The following is an 18,261-nucleotide window of genomic DNA, read 5'->3' as shown; positions in this document are numbered from 1 at the left end:
GGTACTATAATAAACGTCGCTGTAAAGAAAAAATCTTTACAGAGATAGTCGAGTACCTCACAGCAAAGGATTGGTTCGATGTTAGAGAAAACCAATCAGGTAAATCTCTTGTTTGACTTTTATGCGATGCTCCTAAAGGGCAAGCAACGTGAGTACCTGGAGCTGTACTACCTGGATGATTTGTCGCTCGGCGAAATCGCTGAAATGCATGAGGTCAGCAGACAGGCCGTCTACGACCACATCAAGCGAGCCGAGAAGCAGCTTTTCGAATATGAAGAGAAGCTTCAGCTGCTTGTTCGCCACGAACGGCGTCAGGCAGTATATCAAGAGATGGCAGGACTGGTAGAAGAGCTTCAAGAAAGCGCAGCGAGAGATAAGCTGAAAACTTTGCTTCACATGCTGTCAGAGATGGAATAGGAGGGGCTCGCATGGCATTTGAAAGCTTAGCCAGCCGTCTGCAAAGCGCGTTTGACAAACTGCGCGGCAGAGGGAAGATCGACGAGGCATCGGTTAACGAAGCGATGCGCGAAGTGCGACTTGCCCTGCTGGAAGCAGACGTTAACTTCAAAGTAGTAAAAGATTTCGTCGCCCGCGTCAAGGAACGGGCAATCGGCCAAGATGTGCTCAAAAGTTTGACCCCGGGCCAAATGGTCATCAAGGTGGTAAACGAAGAGCTGACTGAGCTGATGGGCGGTAACGTGGCCAAGATCGCTGTCGCACCGAAAGCACCGACCGTTGTCATGATGGTTGGTTTGCAAGGGGCAGGGAAAACCACGACGACCGGCAAGCTGGCGAAATATCTGCAAAAACAAAACCGGAAACCCTTGCTGGTTGCCTGCGACATTTATCGTCCAGCGGCAATCAAGCAATTGCAAGTGTTAGGGGAACAAGTTGGCGCCCCTGTGTTCGCACTGGGTGACAAAGTAAGCCCGGTGGAAATCGCCAAACAAGCGCTGGAACATGCGAAAGCGAACCATCTCGATTACGTGCTCCTCGATACCGCAGGCCGCCTGCATATCGACGAAGCGCTGATGGATGAGCTGAAGCAGGTGCGCGAAGTAGCCAAGCCTGATGAAATCCTGCTGGTTGTCGATGCGATGACAGGTCAGGACGCGGTCAACGTAGCGGATAGCTTCAATCAGCAATTGGAGCTGACCGGTGTCATTTTGACCAAGCTGGATGGCGATACGCGCGGCGGTGCGGCGCTCTCCGTCAAGGCGGTGACCGGCAAACCGATCAAGTTCGCCGGGATGGGCGAGAAGCTCGATGCTTTGGAACCGTTCCACCCTGACCGGATGGCCTCGCGTATTTTGGGGATGGGCGACGTGCTCAGCCTGATTGAAAAAGCGCAGGAAGCGGTCGATGAGGAAAAGGCCAAGCAGATGGAAAAGCAAATGCGTCAAGGGGAGTTCACCTTTGACATGTTCCTCGACTCCATGCAGCAAATGCGCAAGCTGGGGCCGCTGGAAGATTTGCTCGGCATGCTGCCAGGCATGAACAAGATGAAGGATTTGAAAGTGGATGAAAAGCAGCTGGGCCGCACGGAAGCCATCGTTCAGTCGATGACCAAGGCGGAACGCGCCAATCCCGACCTTCTCAATGCCAATCGTCGGAAACGGATTGCGGCAGGAAGCGGCACGACCGTACAGGAAGTCAACCGGTTCATCAAGCAGTTCGAAGAAATGAAGAAGATGATGAAGCAGTTCTCCGGCATGTCCGAGAAGATGAACAAAAAAATGAACAAATTGGGCAAGAAAAAGGGTGGAGGCCTGCAGCTTCCGTTTGGTAACAAAGGCGGTTTGCCAATGATGCCGGACGACAAGAAAAAAGGCGGCATGAACTTCCCATTCAATTTCAAGCCACCGTTCAAGTAAAACGACGAGGTTGAACTTCTTTCGCACCTGTGCGATAGTTCACATATAAGTTTTCCAACGTATACCGTTGACCAATATAGGAGGTGAAACAACATGGCAGTAAAAATCCGTCTGAAACGTATGGGTTCCAAGAAAGCTCCTTTCTACCGTGTAGTTGTAGCAGATTCTCGTTCCCCACGTGATGGCCGCTTTATCGAAGAGATCGGTTACTACAATCCAGTCGCTCAACCGGCTGTTGTCAATATCGATTCGGAGAAAGCTGTTCAATGGATCTTGAACGGTGCAGCTCCAACTGATACAGTGCGCAACCTGCTCTCCAAAGCGGGCGTTCTCGCAAAAGTTCATGAAACCAAATACGGTAAGTAAGAATCTCGTGCGGGGGTTGTGACATGAAAGAGTTGGTCGAAACGATCGCTAAAGCTCTCGTCGATCATCCTGAAGAAGTACGAGTGAACGCAGTCGACAAAGAGCGCCTCCTTGTTTTCGAGTTGTCCGTTCATCCAGATGACATGGGCAAGATCATCGGCAAACAAGGACGAATTGCCAAGGCACTGCGAACCGTAGTGATAGCCGCTGCTGCACAAGCAGACAAGCGTATCACGGTTGAAATTGTCTGAGTAAAGACTGGGAGGCATGCTCCCAGTCTTTTTTCAACGTTTTTCTTCAACGTTCTTGCCAGGAGGGATGCGTGTGATCACGATACAACGGCAAATTCCTGTGAAATTGATTTTGACAGAGCAATCGCGCGAACGGCTGCGTCACGAATATGAGGCGCAAATCAGACAGGTGCAAGAAGAATTGCGACAGTGGGAATTCTATTCAAAAAGGCTGCTGCACGAAGCGCAAGGCAAGTCGCAGGCTGCTCGCCAGCAGGCAGAGGAGCGGATTGCACGGGAGGAAAAGAACCGCAGGGAGAAGCTGGAGCGGATTCAATTCCAGCTGGAGCAGTCCCAACAGCTGCCGATCGGCAGTGAACTGCCCTATACGACGGTGCAAAGCAGCGTGCAGGTGCAAATCGGAGACAACTGGAATGACATCATGACCGGAACGGAAATCATTGTAAAAGACGGAATTGTACATGCCATCCGCCAAGGGGGAGAACGAAATGGAACAAACGAATTATTATACGGTGGGCAAGCTGGTGAACACCCAAGGTCTCAAGGGTGAAGTCCGGGTGATTTCGACGACCGATTTCCCCGATAAGCGGTTCAAAAAAGGGAAGACTCTTCTTCTGTTCCATCCGACGCTTACAAAGCCGATCGAAGTGAAGGTTGCGACAAGACGGCAGCACAAGGAATTTGAGCTGCTCACCTTCGAAGGCTTCGATTCCATTGAAGCCGTGGAAAAATACAAAGGCGGCGAGCTGAAAGTTTCCGAGGACGATCTGATCCCGAACCGCGACGGTGAGTTTTACATTCATCAGCTGATCGGCTGCCAGGTGTTCACAGAAGAAGGCGAGGAGCTGGGCAAGCTGACAGAGGTGCTGCAGCCAGGCGCAAACGACGTGTGGGTCGTAAAAGGAAAGCGCGGCGAAATCCTGCTTCCCTACATTGACGCGTGCATCAAGCAGGTGGATATCGAGAACAAGCGGATCGTGTGCCATCTGATGGAAGGGCTGCTCTAGGAGGAAAAGATGCGGATTGACATATTAACGCTGTTTCCAGAAATGTTTCACGGGGTGCTTGGCTCAAGCATTCTCGGCAAGGCGGCTGAAAAGGAGATCGTGTCGTTTCATGTGACCAATTTCCGGGACTACTCGGAAAGCAAGCACGGCACGGTGGATGACACCCCATACGGCGGCGGCGGCGGGATGGTGCTTAAGCCGGACCCGCTCTTCCGGGCCGTCGAGGCGGTTTCAGGGGATGCCAAGCCACGAGTCATCCTCATGTGTCCACAGGGCAAGCCATACCATCAAAAAATGGCCGAGGAACTTGCCAAAGAGGAGCATCTCGTGTTTTTGTGCGGGCATTACGAAGGCTATGATGAGCGCATCCGCGAGCATCTGGTGACTGATGAAATTTCCATCGGCGATTATGTGCTGACCGGCGGCGAGCTGGGGGCGATGGTGGTCGTCGACAGCATCGTGCGCCTTTTGCCGGGAGCGTTGGGCAACCAAAGCTCGGCGGTCACCGATTCCTTTTCCACCGGCTTGCTCGAATACCCGCATTATACGCGCCCGGCCGAGTTCCGCGGCTGGAAGGTGCCTGACATCTTATTGTCCGGCCACCACGCCAATATCGAGCGCTGGCGGCTGAAAGAATCGCTGCGACGCACGCTTGCGCGCAGGCCGGAGCTGTTGGAACGGATTGAATTGACCGAGGAGATGAAAAAACTGCTGCGCGAGATTCGCGAGGAAACATAAGAAGCAGAAATCTTCGAGTCGGATGAAAAAAATAGGAAGAATAGACTTGAACAGTTCTGGGCGATATGCTATTATACTTCTTGTGGCAATTTTGCCCGCTGACTAAGGCGGTCCGCTACTCGCAGCACGGCAAACGGCTGTGTGAGAAGCACGAGTAAGAACGTCTGATTGGAAGGAGGGAATTCACAATGAAACAAGTGATCCGTGAATTAACACAAGAACAACTGAAACAGGATCTTCCTGCTTTCCGTCCTGGTGATACGGTTCGTATTCACGTTAAGGTTATCGAGGGTCAGCGCGAGCGTATCCAGCTCTTCGAAGGCGTTGTAATCCGCCGTCGCGGTACCGGTATTAGCGAGACTTTCACTGTTCGTAAAATTTCGTACGGTGTTGGTGTTGAGCGTACATTCCCGGTGCATACACCGAAAATCGATAAAATTGAAATCGTTCGCCACGGTAAAGTTCGTCGTGCGAAGCTGTACTATCTGCGTGAGCGCGTGGGTAAAGCTGCTCGTATTAAAGAAATTCGCCGATAATGAACGTAAGGTGATACAATCTGGTATCGCTTAGAAGAAGGAGGTCTGGATTTCCAGTCCTCCTTTTTCATACAGATAAGAATTTATAAAATTCTTATCCAGTATAAGGGCAACCGCGGCTTCGCCAAAAAGCATGGCGCAGCCAGGTTTTCTAAAATTATGACGCAAGAAAACGGAATAGCAGGAGGATAATAAAGATGAGTGAAGCGACTGCGACTTCCTCCAGCAAGGGGAAAAAAGAAGCGTGGGAATGGATCAAAGCTCTGGTTATCGCACTCGTGTTTGCCTTTTTCATTCGGACGTTTCTGTTTGCGCCATTTATTGTAGAAGGCGAATCGATGGAAGCAACATTACATAACAATGAGCGCTTGGTCGTCAACAAAGCGATTTATTATCTCTCCAAACCGCAGCGTGGCGATATTATCGTTTTCCACGCTGAAGCTGACAAGGATTATATCAAACGGGTAATCGGGGTAGCGGGTGAAACGGTGGAAGTCCGAGATGATGAGCTGTTTATCAACGGCAAAAAAGTGGACGAGCCTTACTTGGCCAAAAAACGGGAAGAAGCGAAAGCGGAAGGCTTGCCGTTAACCGAGAATTTTGGGCCGATCCAAATCCCGCCCAACCACATTTTCGTCATGGGTGACAATCGGCAAAACAGCCGGGACAGCCGCATGATCGGCCCTGTGGATTTGGGTACGGTGGTAGGCCGGGCGGAGTTCGTGTTCTGGCCCATTCAAGAAGGACGGTTGACCCGCTAGACCGGATTTACGTGAAGTAGGTGAACGTATTGACGATTCAATGGTTTCCGGGGCATATGGCAAAAGCGCGGCGCCAGGTGACCGAAAGACTGAAACAAATTGACGTGGTGATCGAGCTGCTGGATGCCCGTCTGCCGTTATCGAGCCGCAATCCGATGATCGATGAGATCGTGAGCGGAAAGCCGCGTCTGATCTTGCTCAATAAGGCCGACTTGGCGGATGAAAAAGCAACCAGCCTGTGGATCAATTACTTCAAGGAGCAGGGGCTGCGGACGTTGCCGATCGATGCGCTCTCCGGCAAAGGGGTCGGCAAATTGCCTGAGCTGTGCCACGAGCTGGCAGCCGATATGCTGAACAAGCGGACGGAGCGCGGCATGCAGGCGCGTGCCGTGCGCATCATGATTCTCGGCATTCCGAATGTCGGCAAATCATCGCTGATCAACCGGCTGGCGAAGCGCTCGGTGGCCCAAACAGGCGACCGGCCGGCGGTAACCAAAGCCCAGCAGTGGGTGAAGATGGGCGATACGCTGGATTTGCTGGACACGCCTGGGATTTTGTGGCCCAAATTCGAGGACCCGATGGTTGGCTTGCGCTTGGCGGCAAGCGGCGCGATCAAGGATGAGCTGATTGATTTTGGCGAGGTTGCCCTGTTCGTGATCGAGTATATGATGAAATACTATCCGGAACAGCTGATTGAGCGGTTCAAGCTCAAGGAACTGCCGGAAGACAAGCTGACCATGCTTGAGGAAGTCGGAAGAAAACGCGGTTGCTTGGTGTCAGGCGGCCATATCGATTACGATAAGGCAGGGGAAATTTTTCTCCGCGAGCTGCGTTCCGGTAAACTTGGCACCATCACCATCGAACGGCCGGTGGATTGGCTTGAACAAACGAATGAAACGGAAAGCTGTTGACTGTTGCGGTCAGCGGCTTTTTTTTCGTGCAACACGGGCGGGCTGGAATCGAAAATGATTTGACGTACCGTCTGTCTATCGCCAAAATAAGAAAAGAAGCATAGGTAAGGGAGAAACCGATCAATGAAACTAGCGGAAATGTCGATAACAGAAATACGAACGGAATTGGAACGCACGCAAGAACCGTCCGCCGAGTTGCTCGCGATGCTGCGCGAGGACCAGCGAAAAGGCGTACAGGCTCTCTATAAGCAAATCGAACAGCGAGCTGCCAAGAAGGCGATGCTGGAAGCCAAATGGAACGAAATGAACCGTTTTGAGCGTGCACAGCGTCAAGCAGGCAAGCGATACATAGCAGGAATCGATGAGGTAGGGCGCGGACCGCTGGCAGGGCCGGTTGTGGCCTGCGCTGTCGTGCTGCCGGAAGATCTCGTTTTGCCAGGATTGGATGACTCGAAAAAAGTGCCTGTCGCCGAGCGAAACAGACTGTATGAGCGGATCGTGGCAGAAGCGACCAGCGTCGGCATCGGGACAGTCGATGCGGAACGAATCGATCAGATCAACATTTTGGAGGCGACGAAAGAAGCGATGAAGCTCGCGATCGCCGCCATATCCGTGCCGATTGACGTGTGCCTGATCGACGCCGTTACATTGCCGAATTTGCCATTTGAACAAGTGCCCATCATCGGCGGGGATGCGGCAAGCGTTTCGATCGCGGCGGCATCGATTGTGGCGAAGGTGACGCGCGATCGGCTCATGGAAGAATACGCACGGCACTATCCGCAATACGGCTTTGAGAAACATGCAGGATACGGGACGAAAGAACATTTGGCTGCGATAGAAGCGTACGGCCCATCACCGATTCATCGGCGTTCATTTACCGGCGTGAAGGAGTGGGTCACCGGCGAATAAAAAGGGGGGAGCAACACGTGCTGCAAACATCGCAATTGCTGCAATCGTTTGTCGGAAGAGCAGCTGTACAAAGCGCAACGCCCGTTGAATTCATCCCGGGGCAAGTTTTTCGCGGAACGGTGCAAAAGCTGTTTCCGGACAATCTGGCACTTGTGCAGATCGGCGGCATGCCGGTCATGGCCAAGCTGGAAGCCAGCCTGGAAGCGGGGCAAAAGGCATGGCTGCAGGTGCAGCCAACATCCGGAATGGTCACGCTGAAAGTGTTGACGGACACAGAGCGTCCGCAGCAAGCACAGGCACCGACCATCGACGGCTTGATGAAGTCGCTGGGAATTCCCGAATCAAAAGACAGCCAGGGGATCGTACAGACATTGGTGAAAGAGAACGCCCCGATCACAAAAGAGATCGTGAATTCCTTTGAAGCGGTAGCCAAATCGCTGTCCCCTTCTGCTGCAACGACCGAGGCATTCGTCTTGGCGATGAAACGCGGCTTGCCGTTGACCAAAGACGTGGTAGGAGCGGTTAAGGCGTTCCTGTCCCCGACACAAACGATCGGGACGGCGCTGCAGGCTGTCGCTCATGAGCTTGACCGGTTTTTAGCCTCCACTACGGCTGAGACAGACGGATTGAGCAAAGGGACAGCTGAACAGGCTTCCGTAGCAGAAAGCGTGAACCAGCAAAGCACAGCTACTCCAGATTCCACTGCCGCTCTGAAGCAGACCGCTTTGCAATTGAAGGAGCGGCTCGCCGTGTTGGGGAACTTGATCGATTCGATCACCACAGGAGCAGGCAGTCAACCACAGCAAAAAGGGACGGAACGTATGGATGTGCGCACTGGACAACCTGCTGATCTTCCGGTGTCAGTCCCGAAAGAAGGCTTGTTGCAGCATAATCAGGCGAGCGGTGGCGCGGATTCAGGCGTATCACCATCGACAGTCTCACAGCCACAGCCCACGCAAAAAGGGGGGCAGGTACAAGAGGGACCATTTGTGGGAAGTACCGGTCAACCCGAGGCGCAAACGGTAAAATCCCACGTACAATCGCCCCATTCAGCAGACGATGCCCGCTCGGTTTCCGGCCAACCGGATGTTTCCTCTCCGGAGACAGCCAATCCGCTGAAAGAGCTGTTTCGACAATTGGGCATCACACATGAAAGGCATCTTCTGCAGCAAAGCGTGACGGGCAAAATCGACCCGCAGCAAGCCGATACACTGGAGAACATCAAGTCGCTTGCCATGCAAATCGCCCAAAGCCCAGCTGCCCATCAATCGCCAGGGCTGAAGGAGGCGGCAGACAGTTTACTTGCGCAAGTAACCGGTCAGCAGCTCATGCTGGTCCAGCCGCCGAATCAAGCATTGGCTCAGATCGTTATGCAAATACCGCTGCGAACCGACCAAGGGGAGCAGAACGCATTCATCCAGATTGAATCAAAGAAAAAAGATGGCGGACAACTCGATTCGGACAATTGCCGCCTGTTGTTCAATTTGGATATGGAGCAGTTGGGAATCACCATGGTGGATGTGTCGATAGTCAATCGAATCATCAGCATTCAAGTGTTCAACAACATGCCATGGATCGAGCCGTTGCTTTCGGCTGGAAAAGGAGTGCTTTCGGCCGAGCTGCGCGAACTGGGCTATCAGCTGTCCAATTTGCGGGCACTGCCGATCCCGGAAGGAACGAAGAGCACGAGTACGGCAGAAGCCAAATCGGGTCGTGCATCGATGCTGAATGAATACAAAGGGATGGATATCCGCGTATGAGTGAAGAGCCAGTACAGGAACATGCCAAACGCAAACAAGCGGTTGCCCTTCGTTACCAGGCAGGTGTGACAGACGCGCCGGTGGTTGTGGCAAAAGGCAAGGGCTACATTGCAGACAACATTTTAAAACAAGCAAAAGAACACAGCATCCCGGTCCAGGAAGACCCTTCACTGGTCGAAGTATTGGGCAAGCTCGATCTCAATCAGCAAATTCCGCCTGAACTATACCAGGTCGTGGCAGGTATCCTCGCGTTTGTCTATCGCTTGGATAAGCAAGGGAAAAAACCATGAAGGGCTATTCGCGCAGCCAGTTGGGACAAGCCGGTGAAGAGATGGCGGAAGCGTATTTGCAAGAGCAAGGCTATGAAATACTCGCCCGCAATTTTCGCACGCGCCATGGGGAAATCGACAGAATCGTACGCAAAGGTGGCACGATCGTTTTTGTCGAGGTAAAAACGCGCAGAAGTTTGACGCATGGGACACCGACAGAAGCGATTACGCTGCAAAAGAGGCAAAAGATCCGCCAGACGGCGCTGGCTTACCTGCAGGAGCATGGGGGCTCTGGGGAAATTCTGCGGTTTGACGTTATTTCGATTTTGCTGCAAAACGCCGATCCGCCCAAAATCGAGCATCTGCAAAGCGCGTTTTGAAGGCAAGCAGAATGCCGGTCGGAGATCGAACAAATAGGCGTGCCTACTGGGGAAACGTCTACATCAGAGCGAGAACTCGCTGCGTAGTATGTAATGTACTCGACGCGATGAACTCCTCCAACACTTTGATGGACCTCCCGTATTGAACGGAGGTTCTTTTTTTGGTGTTTGTATAGGTAATACCTATAGATAGGATTGATTTTATAGATTTTACAAATGGAGATTCTTTTGATAAAACGAAAGTAAGAAGAGAAGGAGGAGAACAGGATGAGCAACGTATGGAACGCGGAGTTGTATGACAACAAAATGAGCTTTGTATCAAAGTATGGTGTGCAAGTGTTGGCGTTATTGCAGGCAAAAGCAGGGGAACGAATTTTGGACCTCGGCTGTGGAACCGGCGACATCTGCCATGAGTTGGCAAAAGCAGGCGTGAATGTCAAAGGAATCGACTTTTCTGCGGACATGATTGAATCTGCAAAAATGAAATATCCGGAGCTTGCGTTTGAGGTGGCAAATGCCGAGACGTACCGGTCGGACGAGGTTTTTGATGCCGTATTTTCAAACGCCGCACTCCATTGGATGAAACGGCCGGAGCTGGTCATTCAAACCGTTTTTGCAGCGTTGAAACCAGGCGGCCGATTTGTTGCGGAATTTGGCGGAAAAGGAAACGTGGCACACGTATGCCAACGTATCGCCGATGTGTTGAAAACGCGCGGACTGGATGCGGAAGAGCGCAATCCATGGTATTTCCCGACGATCGGCGAATATACGGGCTTGCTGGAGCAACAAGGGTTCCATGTGGAGTATGCGTTGCTTTTTGAACGCCCAACCCCGCAGGCAGATGGCGATGAAGGGATGAAACACTGGCTGCACTCGTTTAGCGGTCCGTTCTTCACCGATTTTACCCCTGAACAAAAAGAGCAGGCATACGAGCAAATCTGTGATGATCTGCGACCGGCACTGTTCCGGGACGGAACCTGGTGGGTCGACTACTGCCGCCTGCGCGTCGTGGCGAGAAAAAAATAATCGTGCATCGTCTGCAAGAAGAGGTCACCTGTATCCGTGAATGGATGGGGTGGCTTTTTTTCTTGTAACCCCGCGGCATGATCAGGAAAGGGAAGGAGCGGAAATGTATGGTAAAATGGAAAAAACGGACGATTTCGTCGCGATGGAGGCGTCAAGCATGCGATTTTGGAAAAATAGCTGTTCATTCGTCATGGCAATCGGTATATGCGGGGCGCTGCTGCCGATCGTTACAGGGTGCGCCGGGGATAAGTCTTGGCATGTGCGTGAAGACGAACAACCAGGCAATTTGGCGCAACCGGGAGCTTCACAAGGGAAACAAGTGTCGTTAGGAGCGGCAGAATCCAAAAAGAAAGAATCAGAGATACAGACGAACATCGGAACACAACCGACGGGAAGCACGGGTTCACAGTCAGAGGCCGACGCGGTGACACAGCCATCGGCGAGCAAGGGAACATCGGAGACTGTAAAAGCCAAGGAAAAGGCAACAATAGACAAAGTAACGCCACAAGCCGCCAGTACGATGCACAGCCAAACGCCAAGCACTGGGACATCGACAGAAAAAACAGCCCAGCAGCCGTCAAAAAGCCAAACGAATACGTCACCAACCCGTACAGCAACAAAATCGCCAACCAAACAGGGAATAGCGAGTTCCACCCCGGCAGCAAAGCCATTGCCGCAAGCCAAACTACTGGATAACATCGCTGCCGCTGATTTACATGTACTCGTTAACAAGCAAAACGCACTTCCTGCTTCCTATATCCCAAGCGATCTCGTTACACTCAACATTCCGTTCTCCTTTTCTGGAAAAAGTCCAAAGAAAATGCTGCGCAAGGAAGCGGCGGAAGCGCTAGAATCGTTGGTTGCCCAGGCAGAACGTGAGAAAATCAAGCTGGTCGGCGTTTCCGGTTATCGTCCCTATCATTTACAGGAAGCTATTTTTGCGAGCAACGTCAAAGCAGAGGGATTTACAGAAGCGAACCGAACCTCCGCGATCCCGGGACAAAGCGAGCATCAAACAGGCTTGTCGATCGACATTTCCAGCCCTGTGGTAAAAAATCAATTGACGGAAAAGCTGGGAGAGACCGCAGAGGGCAAGTGGCTGGCTCAAAACGCTTATCAATTCGGCTTCGTCATCCGTTATCCCCAAGACAAGGAAAAGGTCACCGGCTATTCCTACGAACCATGGCATATTCGTTATGTCGGGAAAGACATGGCGAAAGTGCTGCATGAGAAAAATCTGACCTTAGAAGAATACTACCAAACCGTCCAAGCGGACCATGCGTATAACATGTAGCGTACGAGCAAGTGTGGCTGCGAAAAGGAAGAAGCTCGATGAAAGTCACAATGAAAAGTCGTTGTAAAACCTAGCGTTCAGTTCAGGAGGCAACCACAGAATCCAAGCACCCATTGATAGCAGGAAGGAGAAAGAACATGGTAGCAAAAGTAACGGCAGCGCTTGTTTCTTCCCTTGTATTATGTTTGTCACTCGCCATCAATAGCTATGTCCCGTTGACAGCACGCGACCCAAATTCGTTCTATTCCTCGTTTTTTGACCTGGTGATGCTGTTTTTGATTTATGCTGGCCCTGTTTACGTACTGGGTGGAATACCAAGCGCCATTCTGATTGAGGCACTCCAAAGAAGAATGGCCCTCACAAACAGAGCAGGGGTGTATGTTAGTAACGTCTGCGCCTATCTGATCGCAGGTGTAGTGGTCACGTTTCTTTTTTTGCTGGTCATCAGCAAAGGCAGGATGCTAGCAGAAGCGATTGGCGAAAACCTGTTCTTCTTCGTGTTGGGGGCAATTGCCGCTGTTTTGTACTATCATGTTTTGATGGTGGTTACATTTTTGTATGGCCGTTATCGAACGGCTGTGAAGGAGAAATAGTCCGATAAAACAAAAAGGCAGCCTAGGACAAAAATCACTGCCTAGCCTGCCGAAAAGTAGTTGTAGGATTGTCGTTTAGAGAAGAGAGGTCCATTTCCTCATGCTTGCCGTGCTGCTACCAAAGCGGCGATCAGTCTGTAATAATCCGCTTTGCCCCCCAATAGTGCGCATCGTAATACGGATCACCAAAGAAGGTGCTGATTTTTACATTCCGCACGCCGCCTTTTGTGCCGGCTTGCAAAACTTTGTTATCGCCCAAATAAAGCGCTACGTGCGATACGCCCTCCTGATACGTGCCGCTCAAGAAAACCAAATCGCCTTTGCGCAGCTGTGATTTCGCGACGGGAGTCCCCATTTCGCTGATCATGGACGACGAGTGGGGTAAATGATATCCATTTTGATTGAATATGTATTGGATGAATCCGGAGCAGTCGAACGCTACACCCGGCTGGTCTCCGCCGAAAACATACGGCACACCCAACTGCGTCATGCCCGTGGCAATGATGGCATCCGCTTTCTCGGACCACTGTTGGGTTTTCTGTGCGGGGATCGCAATGCTCGAACCGACGATCAAATTGGTTGGGGATACGTTCGGATTCGCGGCCATGAGGCTGGAGAGACTTATGGTATACTTGCTGGCGATTAACCACAGCGTGTCATTCGCTTTAATGGTGTATTGGTTGCTCGCAGCGGCAGTAGCGATGCCGGAAAACAGCAAGCTCGCTGCTAGGACCGAACTCATGGCTATGACTTTTTTCATAAGTACCTCCTGATGTATTCGTGATGGATGATTTCCAAAGAAATCTATTTTTAAGGTAGCATCTATTCTGAAAAATAGTAATACAGCAAAACATGGTAATTTTTCTGGGAAAATTCGGAGATGGAACGATCGCATTTAAAAAAACGACAGAACTGACCAAGTGGAAAGCAGGGGAACCAGCATGCCGTTTTACATCGTCGCAGCATGGGTCATCATCGCGGATCAAGTGACAAAATATTTGGTCCGCGCCAACATTTCGGAAGGGGATACGCTGCTCTTTTGGGGCATGCACCTTACACATTACGAAAATGCCGGTATGGCCCATAGCTTATTTCAAGGGTATGCGAGATTGTTTGGAGTGGCGGCTATTCTGTTTGTAGCAGGCGTATTTTACTTTCGAAAGCAGATGGAGCATAAAGGAGCGCTGCTGGAAATCAGCTTGGGGTTTCTAGTCGGCGCTGCAATCGGGAATGCGATCGACCGGTTTTTGTTCGGACAAGTGACAGACTTTTTGCTGTCCCCGTCAGGCAAAGGCATTCTCAACCTGGCGGACCACGCGATCAATATCGGTTTTTTGCTTCTGATCATCAACGGTGGCATGCACGTATATCGGAAGTGGAAAAACAGCAGTATGAGGTAGCAAATGAAATTCAGGCATAAGCTGGAAGGATACCGCGTCACATACGGGCAAACCTTTTAACAGGAAACTTTTTGGAAGAGGGGCTAGCCGTCAACGCACCATCACAGATCAGTAGAGGATTTGTTTGTGCGTAAATAAGTCGACGCAAAATCCTGTCAGGGGCGAAAAAATGATGATGGAGGGCAAATCCATGCAAAAAATCTTCGTCATTTCCGATCACCATTTTGGACATAAACAGATCATCGATTTTGAGTCAAGGCCGTTTCATGATGTCGACGAGATGACAACAAAGATGATCGAGCGCTGGAACGCTGTCGTAGGCAAGGAAGACAACGTGTTTCATCTCGGCGACTTCTCCTTTTTGAATCGCGAAAAGACAAGGGACATCGTGCAGCAGTTAAACGGCAGCAAGTTTTTGATCATGGGGAACCATGATCGGGGACGGACGAAGGAATGGTGGCTTGATGTCGGATTTGATGAAGTCAGTGAATATCCTTTGGTTTACGGCGGATTTTATTTTCTGTCGCACGAACCGATGTACATGAACAAAAATATGCCCTATGTTAACATTCACGGCCATATCCATGGGCAAAAGTATGAAGGCAACCAGTATATGAATGTGAGTGTGGAACAGTGGGATTATACACCGGTTTCTTTTGAACAGATAAAACAGATGACCGTCCTGAATGAGGAGCAGTAGGGAGAGTCAAACTTTATTTGCACCACCCCTCTGTCTTTTCCTACACTACAATCAAGAGGGGGAGGTTACCATGTACGCACGCACCTTTTCAGGCACCGTCCACGGAATTGACGGCTTGATCGTCACGGTCGAGGTTGATATTGCCAACGGCTTGCCACAGTTTGACGTAGTCGGTTTGGGCGGTTCGGCGGTAAAGGAATCGCGTGACCGTGTCCGCTCTGCTTTGCGCAACAACGAATGCCAATTCCCGATCCAACGCATCACCGTCAATCTGGCGCCGGCTGATATGCGAAAGGAAGGGTCTGGCTTTGATTTGGCCATCGCGCTGGGCATTTTGGCTGCGTCAGAACAGATCAAAGAGACACCGGCGAAGATGCTGGTCTTGGGAGAGCTTGCTTTGGATGGGAGCGTGCGTCCTGTAACGGGCGTGCTGCCTATTTTGCTGGAAGCCCGTCGGCACGGATTTACGCACGCCATCGTTCCGCTGCATAACAAGGCTGAAGCGGAGCTGGTTGATCTGAAAATACACCCGGTACGCACACTTCAAGAAGCGGTGCGCAGCTGGCTCCATCCAAATGCAAATGGAAGTGAGAACGAACGGCTGGAAGGAGAGGAGCAAGCGGAAAAAATTATCCTTCCGCATGCCCCGGTACTTGACCAAAATGTGCAGAAGGATGCGGGGGATTTTGGTGAAGTCCTGGGACAAGCTTTTGTGAAGCGAGGGCTAGAAGTTGCGGCAGCAGGGTTTCACAATGTCCTGCTCATCGGACCGCCCGGTTCAGGCAAAACAATGCTGGCAAACTGCATGCCGTCCGTCATGCCTGGTCTCAGCATGGAGGAGGCTTTTGAAGTCACAAAAATCTACAGTATATCCGGACAATTGTCCGCTCACGGTGGATTGATCGGAAAGCGCCCGTTTCGTTCCCCACACCATACGATAACGGCAGCTGCGCTCGCCGGAGGAGGTTCGCACGCTCCACGGCCAGGAGAGTGCAGTCTGGCACACAACGGCATCCTGTTTCTTGATGAGATGCCCGAGTTTTCGCGAGCCGTTCTGGAAGTGCTCCGGCAGCCGTTGGAGGCGGGGCATGTGACGATTGGACGGGCCAAACAAGTGTATACGTACCCTGCTCGATTTCTGCTGATCGCATCGATGAATCCTTGTCCGTGCGGCTTTTATTTGTCTCCGGATCAACGGGAGTGCACGTGCACACCATTACAGGTAATGAAATACCGTTCCAAAATTTCCGGACCGTTGCTGGACCGCATCGACCTTCATCTGGAGGTACCGCGCGTTCCTGTTGAATTGTTGGGAGAACGCCGCCAGGAAGAGCCGTCTGCAACGATTCGCAAGCGAGTCGAACAGGCAAGAGCAGTACAAACCAAGCGTTTTACCGACAGACCAGCCTATCCGTTCAATAGCGGAATGAACGGCAAAGATTTGCGCAAACATGCACAGCTTGATGAAGATGGAAAAGAATTGCTGCAGGCAGCATTTGAAACATTAAAACTGAGTGCGCGCGCATACGACAGAATCCTCAAAGTCGCGCGAACGATTGCGGATCTCGATCATGCGGAACAGCTGCAAGCTCACCATGTGGCAGAAGCGATCCGCTATCGTACCCTGGATCGCGGGGTTCTTGCCTGACATGGCGTGGCACCTCTATTTTTCTACATACTGCTCCAATCGTTTGAGAGCGACATGAGGATTCAAATCAATCTGAAAAACCATTGTCAGGTGGCTGGTAGAAGGAAGAGTCAGACGGGCGTGATGAAATAACGTCGGTCTTTGCCATTTGAGAATGCTGATAATTTCACTTACGGGTGGCGTCACATCTTTCACGCGCAAAAGAGAGTTCAGGTACGTAACCAGTTGGCTAACTGCCTTCGGATCGTCTGTGTCTTGCAACTGATCAAGCATCAGCGAAAAATTTTTGATCAAGCTTTTTTTGCGTTCACGTTCATTGGTTCGGGAAGCCATCTGAGACATTTGAATCACCGCCAGTTCGCTGTAATGCGATCTTTTTACCCTTTTTGGTAACATTTCAAACCTTTCAGACGTCAATTCGTTACAGAAAGGATGACGTTACATGAAAAGAAAATTTGTTGCCCTGGCGATCGCACTCTTCACAGTTTCTGTTTGTTCCCCGTTACCAACATTGACAGCGAACGCAGCTGGAGCTGTTCCTGCTGCTGCAAACACGGCGGCTCCACCAACCAAAATCTATCAGATTGTCCTCGATGGAAAAAAGCAAGCGCTCGTCGCGCAGTTTCCAGCCATGCATCGAGCAAGCATGTCTCCAAGCGGGCGCTTTGTCTATGCGGAAAAGCAGGGATTCAGGAAAGATGAGCAGACAGTCCCCTATTTATTCGATACGAAAACCAAGCAGCTCAGTCAGTTGAGCGGTTTCGCCAAGTGGGTCACGGGCAAGGACGAATTGCTGATCATGGATAAAGGCAGCTTGTATCGGTTCAACCCGCTCACAAAACAAAAAACATTGCTTGTAAAAGGGACGGCTGACACACCGATCCTCGACTATGCAATCTCACCGGATGGTCATTATCTCACTTTTATTCAATCAGACAGGAAAGAGCCTGATTCACAAAAACGCAACAAGCTTTATCTGCAAGATATGAATACGCTCAAAATGAAGGTCAACGACCAATTTTTCCTCAGTGACAGTGAGGTCAGCAGCACGCAGTCGATAGCGTTGATTTATTGGATACCGACGTCAAAAAAAGTATTGTACAAGGCAAACGGCACGATTAAGGAACTGGATTTGCCGACCGGACTGAAATATACGCATCCATTGAAAAGCTTCCCTTCGTATTCCAACGATATGAAGCTGCGATTTGACGTCAAGGAAGGCCACGGTTTTATGACCGACCTTCAAATAGGGAAGAGTGCTCCAACAGGGGAGTATCCTCAATCGATGGAGCGGGAGTTGATTCAAGTATTCTGGTCTCCAACCGGCCATAACTATGTCGCGGAGAAGTTTCTGTTTACATCAAATGCACAAGATGCATACGAGCAGTTGGTGATCAAAACAATAAACCAATCATTTGTGTACCCATTCGATGGACGTCCCTATCTCACTACCATCGAAAATATCCAATTTTTAGGATGGGCAGCCGATGGCAAATCGTTTTTTGTCGGCGATTTGGACTCGGTGCACATGAGTCGTTTCGATGGGTGGCAATCGCGTATAAGATAAGGAAAGAAAAAAATAATCGCCCGATAAGAAAAGATCAACGGCGAATCCCGATTGGTAATCTTCCTACCTCCAAGTCATATACTAGGAGCGTACATGTCATCGTACGCTCCTTTCTTTTTCATGCGTAACAATTACAGCGGTTTGAAGCATGTGCCTGTTTGATTATTTGTATCCCTTGATCGGCCACTTCTTACCCTCTGCCATTCTCCCGACGAACAAGGAGAAAAAATTTCAATTGCTCCACTATCGCCACGGCTTCACAGACCGGACG

23 protein-coding genes are annotated in these 18,261 nt (G+C 50.9%); 21 read left to right on the top strand and 2 right to left on the bottom strand.

What is annotated here, in order from left to right; all coding sequences use genetic code 11:
- Positions 1-78 precede the first annotated feature (78 nt).
- The 17 genes from ACTID9_RS17335 (at position 79) to ACTID9_RS17255 (ending at position 12,675) form a co-directional block, all read left to right on the top strand.
- On the top strand, positions 79-417 hold the full coding sequence (locus tag ACTID9_RS17335) for a putative DNA-binding protein (protein ID WP_441065947.1): 339 nt from the start codon (positions 79-81) through the stop codon (positions 415-417).
- A gap of 11 nt (positions 418-428) precedes the next feature.
- Positions 429-1,874 carry a signal recognition particle protein gene (gene ffh / locus ACTID9_RS17330; RefSeq protein WP_441065945.1) on the top strand — a complete coding sequence of 482 codons (1,446 nt, stop codon included), beginning with the start codon at positions 429-431 and terminating at the stop codon, positions 1,872-1,874.
- A gap of 93 nt (positions 1,875-1,967) precedes the next feature.
- Positions 1,968-2,240, top strand: a complete 273-nt coding sequence (rpsP, locus tag ACTID9_RS17325) for a 30S ribosomal protein S16 (RefSeq protein WP_441065943.1) — start codon at positions 1,968-1,970, stop codon at positions 2,238-2,240.
- Between the two features lie 23 nt (positions 2,241-2,263).
- The gene (locus ACTID9_RS17320; protein ID WP_441065942.1) at positions 2,264-2,491 is read left to right on the top strand and encodes a KH domain-containing protein; all 228 of its coding nucleotides are present in this window, start codon (positions 2,264-2,266) and stop codon (positions 2,489-2,491) included.
- Between the two features lie 73 nt (positions 2,492-2,564).
- Positions 2,565-3,041 carry a YlqD family protein gene (locus ACTID9_RS17315; RefSeq protein WP_441065940.1) on the top strand — a complete coding sequence of 159 codons (477 nt, stop codon included), beginning with the start codon at positions 2,565-2,567 and terminating at the stop codon, positions 3,039-3,041.
- A complete protein-coding gene (gene rimM, locus ACTID9_RS17310) occupies positions 2,980-3,498 on the top strand; it encodes a ribosome maturation factor RimM (RefSeq protein ID WP_441065938.1) in 519 nt (172 codons plus the stop codon). Before ACTID9_RS17315 ends, rimM begins: the two co-directional genes overlap by 62 nt.
- Before the next feature lie 9 nt (positions 3,499-3,507).
- Positions 3,508-4,236, top strand: coding sequence for a tRNA (guanosine(37)-N1)-methyltransferase TrmD (gene trmD / locus ACTID9_RS17305; RefSeq protein ID WP_441065936.1), 729 nt, complete (start codon positions 3,508-3,510; stop codon positions 4,234-4,236).
- Positions 4,237-4,424: 188 nt separating this feature from the next.
- On the top strand, positions 4,425-4,772 hold the full coding sequence (gene rplS, locus ACTID9_RS17300; protein ID WP_122916571.1) for a 50S ribosomal protein L19: 348 nt from the start codon (positions 4,425-4,427) through the stop codon (positions 4,770-4,772).
- 197 nt (positions 4,773-4,969) lie between these two features.
- Positions 4,970-5,533, top strand: coding sequence for a signal peptidase I (gene lepB, locus ACTID9_RS17295; RefSeq protein ID WP_122916570.1), 564 nt, complete (start codon positions 4,970-4,972; stop codon positions 5,531-5,533).
- A 29-nt stretch (positions 5,534-5,562) separates the two neighbouring features.
- Entirely contained in the window at positions 5,563-6,444 is an 882-nt protein-coding gene (gene ylqF / locus ACTID9_RS17290) for a ribosome biogenesis GTPase YlqF (RefSeq protein ID WP_441065933.1), read from the top strand.
- Positions 6,445-6,567: 123 nt separating this feature from the next.
- Positions 6,568-7,353, top strand: a complete 786-nt coding sequence (locus ACTID9_RS17285) for a ribonuclease HII (RefSeq protein WP_441065931.1) — start codon at positions 6,568-6,570, stop codon at positions 7,351-7,353.
- A gap of 17 nt (positions 7,354-7,370) precedes the next feature.
- Positions 7,371-9,113, top strand: coding sequence for a hypothetical protein (locus ACTID9_RS17280; RefSeq protein WP_441065929.1), 1,743 nt, complete (start codon positions 7,371-7,373; stop codon positions 9,111-9,113).
- A complete protein-coding gene (locus ACTID9_RS17275; RefSeq protein ID WP_441065927.1) occupies positions 9,110-9,403 on the top strand; it encodes an EscU/YscU/HrcU family type III secretion system export apparatus switch protein in 294 nt (97 codons plus the stop codon). The genes ACTID9_RS17280 and ACTID9_RS17275 overlap by 4 nt, the downstream gene beginning before the upstream one ends.
- Positions 9,400-9,762 (top strand): YraN family protein, encoded by a 363-nt coding sequence (locus ACTID9_RS17270; RefSeq protein WP_441065925.1) that lies wholly within the window; start codon positions 9,400-9,402, stop codon positions 9,760-9,762. Before ACTID9_RS17275 ends, ACTID9_RS17270 begins: the two co-directional genes overlap by 4 nt.
- A gap of 267 nt (positions 9,763-10,029) precedes the next feature.
- Positions 10,030-10,788, top strand: a complete 759-nt coding sequence (locus ACTID9_RS17265) for a class I SAM-dependent methyltransferase (RefSeq protein ID WP_441065923.1) — start codon at positions 10,030-10,032, stop codon at positions 10,786-10,788.
- 103 nt (positions 10,789-10,891) lie between these two features.
- Complete coding sequence (locus ACTID9_RS17260; protein WP_441065921.1) at positions 10,892-12,082, top strand: D-alanyl-D-alanine carboxypeptidase family protein; 1,191 nt, start codon at positions 10,892-10,894, stop codon at positions 12,080-12,082.
- A gap of 137 nt (positions 12,083-12,219) precedes the next feature.
- Positions 12,220-12,675 carry a hypothetical protein gene (locus ACTID9_RS17255; RefSeq protein WP_441065919.1) on the top strand — a complete coding sequence of 152 codons (456 nt, stop codon included), beginning with the start codon at positions 12,220-12,222 and terminating at the stop codon, positions 12,673-12,675.
- A gap of 130 nt (positions 12,676-12,805) precedes the next feature.
- Here the strand turns inward: ACTID9_RS17255 and ACTID9_RS17250 are convergent, their stop codons facing one another.
- Positions 12,806-13,435, bottom strand: a complete 630-nt coding sequence (locus ACTID9_RS17250) for a C40 family peptidase (protein WP_441065917.1) — start codon at positions 13,433-13,435, stop codon at positions 12,806-12,808.
- A 181-nt stretch (positions 13,436-13,616) separates the two neighbouring features.
- Between ACTID9_RS17250 and lspA the strand changes: the two genes are divergently transcribed.
- The 3 genes from lspA to ACTID9_RS17235 all read left to right on the top strand — a co-directional run bounded on the left by lspA (position 13,617) and on the right by ACTID9_RS17235 (position 16,423).
- Positions 13,617-14,075 (top strand): signal peptidase II, encoded by a 459-nt coding sequence (gene lspA / locus ACTID9_RS17245; RefSeq protein WP_441065916.1) that lies wholly within the window; start codon positions 13,617-13,619, stop codon positions 14,073-14,075.
- A gap of 190 nt (positions 14,076-14,265) precedes the next feature.
- Positions 14,266-14,775 carry a metallophosphoesterase gene (locus ACTID9_RS17240; RefSeq protein ID WP_441065914.1) on the top strand — a complete coding sequence of 170 codons (510 nt, stop codon included), beginning with the start codon at positions 14,266-14,268 and terminating at the stop codon, positions 14,773-14,775.
- A 70-nt stretch (positions 14,776-14,845) separates the two neighbouring features.
- On the top strand, positions 14,846-16,423 hold the full coding sequence (locus ACTID9_RS17235; protein ID WP_441065912.1) for a YifB family Mg chelatase-like AAA ATPase: 1,578 nt from the start codon (positions 14,846-14,848) through the stop codon (positions 16,421-16,423).
- Positions 16,424-16,438: 15 nt separating this feature from the next.
- Here the strand turns inward: ACTID9_RS17235 and ACTID9_RS17230 are convergent, their stop codons facing one another.
- Positions 16,439-16,819 carry a hypothetical protein gene (locus tag ACTID9_RS17230; protein WP_441065910.1) on the bottom strand — a complete coding sequence of 127 codons (381 nt, stop codon included), beginning with the start codon at positions 16,817-16,819 and terminating at the stop codon, positions 16,439-16,441.
- A 46-nt stretch (positions 16,820-16,865) separates the two neighbouring features.
- On the opposite strand from ACTID9_RS17230, the gene ACTID9_RS17225 reads away from it, so the two are divergent.
- Positions 16,866-17,990, top strand: a complete 1,125-nt coding sequence (locus ACTID9_RS17225; RefSeq protein WP_441065908.1) for a hypothetical protein — start codon at positions 16,866-16,868, stop codon at positions 17,988-17,990.
- Positions 17,991-18,261 lie beyond the last annotated feature (271 nt).

The organism is Brevibacillus fluminis, assembly GCF_052072235.1.
Lineage (GTDB): Bacteria > Bacillota > Bacilli > Brevibacillales > Brevibacillaceae > Brevibacillus_D > Brevibacillus_D fluminis_A.
This window is presented reverse-complemented; position numbering and strand designations above follow the sequence as displayed.

What these genes read in the sequence shown, in the direction of transcription:
- ACTID9_RS17335 (WP_441065947.1), top strand. Translation starts at nt 79, where the DNA reads ATGTTAGAGAAAACCAATCAGGTAAATCTCTTGTTTGACTTTTATGCG.
- ffh (WP_441065945.1), top strand. Translation starts at nt 429, where the DNA reads ATGGCATTTGAAAGCTTAGCCAGCCGTCTGCAAAGCGCGTTTGACAAA.
- rpsP (WP_441065943.1), top strand. Translation starts at nt 1,968, where the DNA reads ATGGCAGTAAAAATCCGTCTGAAACGTATGGGTTCCAAGAAAGCTCCT.
- ACTID9_RS17320 (WP_441065942.1), top strand. Translation starts at nt 2,264, where the DNA reads ATGAAAGAGTTGGTCGAAACGATCGCTAAAGCTCTCGTCGATCATCCT.
- rimM (WP_441065938.1), top strand. Translation starts at nt 2,980, where the DNA reads ATGGAACAAACGAATTATTATACGGTGGGCAAGCTGGTGAACACCCAA.
- trmD (WP_441065936.1), top strand. Translation starts at nt 3,508, where the DNA reads ATGCGGATTGACATATTAACGCTGTTTCCAGAAATGTTTCACGGGGTG.
- rplS (WP_122916571.1), top strand. Translation starts at nt 4,425, where the DNA reads ATGAAACAAGTGATCCGTGAATTAACACAAGAACAACTGAAACAGGAT.
- lepB (WP_122916570.1), top strand. Translation starts at nt 4,970, where the DNA reads ATGAGTGAAGCGACTGCGACTTCCTCCAGCAAGGGGAAAAAAGAAGCG.
- ACTID9_RS17285 (WP_441065931.1), top strand. Translation starts at nt 6,568, where the DNA reads ATGAAACTAGCGGAAATGTCGATAACAGAAATACGAACGGAATTGGAA.
- ACTID9_RS17275 (WP_441065927.1), top strand. Translation starts at nt 9,110, where the DNA reads ATGAGTGAAGAGCCAGTACAGGAACATGCCAAACGCAAACAAGCGGTT.
- ACTID9_RS17270 (WP_441065925.1), top strand. Translation starts at nt 9,400, where the DNA reads ATGAAGGGCTATTCGCGCAGCCAGTTGGGACAAGCCGGTGAAGAGATG.
- ACTID9_RS17265 (WP_441065923.1), top strand. Translation starts at nt 10,030, where the DNA reads ATGAGCAACGTATGGAACGCGGAGTTGTATGACAACAAAATGAGCTTT.
- ACTID9_RS17260 (WP_441065921.1), top strand. Translation starts at nt 10,892, where the DNA reads ATGTATGGTAAAATGGAAAAAACGGACGATTTCGTCGCGATGGAGGCG.
- ACTID9_RS17255 (WP_441065919.1), top strand. Translation starts at nt 12,220, where the DNA reads ATGGTAGCAAAAGTAACGGCAGCGCTTGTTTCTTCCCTTGTATTATGT.
- ACTID9_RS17250 (WP_441065917.1), bottom strand. Translation starts at nt 13,435, where the DNA reads ATGAAAAAAGTCATAGCCATGAGTTCGGTCCTAGCAGCGAGCTTGCTG.
- lspA (WP_441065916.1), top strand. Translation starts at nt 13,617, where the DNA reads ATGCCGTTTTACATCGTCGCAGCATGGGTCATCATCGCGGATCAAGTG.
- ACTID9_RS17240 (WP_441065914.1), top strand. Translation starts at nt 14,266, where the DNA reads ATGCAAAAAATCTTCGTCATTTCCGATCACCATTTTGGACATAAACAG.
- ACTID9_RS17235 (WP_441065912.1), top strand. Translation starts at nt 14,846, where the DNA reads ATGTACGCACGCACCTTTTCAGGCACCGTCCACGGAATTGACGGCTTG.
- ACTID9_RS17230 (WP_441065910.1), bottom strand. Translation starts at nt 16,819, where the DNA reads ATGTTACCAAAAAGGGTAAAAAGATCGCATTACAGCGAACTGGCGGTG.
- ACTID9_RS17225 (WP_441065908.1), top strand. Translation starts at nt 16,866, where the DNA reads ATGAAAAGAAAATTTGTTGCCCTGGCGATCGCACTCTTCACAGTTTCT.